The 814-nt window shown below is 74.9% G+C and carries 1 protein-coding gene; it reads left to right on the top strand.

Annotated features, from left to right (window positions below):
- Positions 1–128 precede the first annotated feature (128 nt).
- The coding region (locus tag FRW57_RS22295) for an asparaginase (protein WP_162529481.1) at positions 129–814 on the top strand (686 nt) is incomplete at its 3' end.

Genomic DNA, 814 nt, shown 5'->3' with positions numbered 1-814 from the left:
GCCCCGATGACCTGCGCCCCGACCGTGATGCTGGCGCGGGTGACCCGCTGCAACACCGCCCGCACGGCTCAGAAACCCGTCGCCGTCCGCGCCCACCCCGCCGGCGGCGACGCCCTAGAGTGCGGAGCGTGACCGACGCACCCGCCTCGCCCGCACCAACCTCGCCCGCCGACACCGGCCCGTATGCCGTGCCCGTGGCAGAGGTCGTCCGGTCCGGCTTCGTCGAGTCGGTGCACCACGGTGTGGTCGTGGCGCTCGATGCCGACGGCTCGGTGCTGCTCGAACGCGGCAACCCGTCGGCGCCGATCTTCCCGAGGTCGGCGGTCAAGCCGATCCAGGCCGTGGCCATGCTGCGCCACGGCCTGGACCTCGACGGCGAGCTGCTGGCGCTGGTGTCCTCGAGCCACTCCGGTGAGGCCTTCCACCTCGACGGGGCGCGCCGCATCCTCGCCGCGGCCGGCCTCTCCGAGTCCGACCTGCAGAACACGCCGGGGCTCCCGATCGACCCGGTGGAGCGAGACGCCTGGGTGGCCGCGGGCCGGCCTGCGTCCTCGATCGCGGCCGACTGCTCGGGCAAGCACGCCGGGATGCTCTCGACCTGCGTGGCGGCCGGCTGGGACCTGGCCACCTACCGGGACCCGCAACACCCGTTGCAGCAGGCGATCGCCGAGTCCCTCACGGAACTGGCCGGCGAACCGATCTCCGCCACCGGTGTCGACGGCTGCGGCGCCCCGGTCTTCGCCGTCCCGCTGACCGGTCTGGCGCGCGCCTTCGGTCGGCTCGCGACGGCCGCGGCCGGGACACCGGAGGGGCG

The organism is Segeticoccus rhizosphaerae (genome assembly GCF_009192725.1).
In the GTDB taxonomy this organism is placed as follows: domain Bacteria; phylum Actinomycetota; class Actinomycetes; order Actinomycetales; family Dermatophilaceae; genus Segeticoccus; species Segeticoccus rhizosphaerae.
The sequence above is the reverse complement of the archived record's forward strand: the minus strand, read 5'-3'. Positions and strand labels throughout refer to the sequence as shown.